1 pseudogene is annotated in these 620 nt (G+C 71.1%); it reads left to right on the forward strand.

Annotation, left to right across the window (positions count from 1 at the left end):
• Positions 1 to 311: 311 nt before the first annotated feature.
• Positions 312 to 620, forward strand: a pseudogene (locus ABD323_RS43660) (tetratricopeptide repeat protein); the annotation flags it as partial.

A 620-nucleotide genomic window follows, 5' to 3' on the forward strand; every position in this document is an offset into this window, starting at 1 on the left:
GGTGGCGTGGGGGTTCCTCCAACGACCGTGGTGGCCGGCCGTCGGGTGACCGTCCGTCGTACGGCAACCGCGATGACCGTGGCGGCCGCCCGTCCTACGGTGACCGTCGCCCCTCGGGTGACCGACCCTCGTACGGCAACCGTGATGACCGGCCGCGTCGTGACGACCGTCCGTCGGGTGACCGTCCGTCGTACGGCAACCGTGACGACCGTGGTGGCCGTCCCTCGTACGGCAACCGGGACGACCGGCCGCGTCGTGACGAGCGGTCGGACTACGACGACCGTCGGGGTAACTTCGAGCCGGTCAAGCGGCTGCCGATCCCGGAGGATGTCACCGGCTTCGAGCTCGACGCGGATGTCCGTCAGGACCTGAAGAGCCTGCCGAAGACCCTCGCGGACGATGTCGCGCGCAACCTGGTGATGGTGGCCCGGACGCTCGACAGCGACCCCGAGGAGGCGTACCAGTACTCTCGCGTCGCGCTGCGGCTGGCCTCCCGGGTCGCCTCGGTCCGTGAGGCGGCGGGCTTCGCCTCGTACGTGACGCAGCGGTACGCGGAGGCCCTGACCGAGTTCCGGGCCGCGAAGCGGATGACCGGCCGGGTGGACCTGTGGCCGGTGATG

Source organism: Kitasatospora nipponensis, assembly GCF_039528135.1.
Taxonomy (GTDB): Bacteria; Actinomycetota; Actinomycetes; order Streptomycetales; family Streptomycetaceae; genus Kitasatospora; species Kitasatospora nipponensis.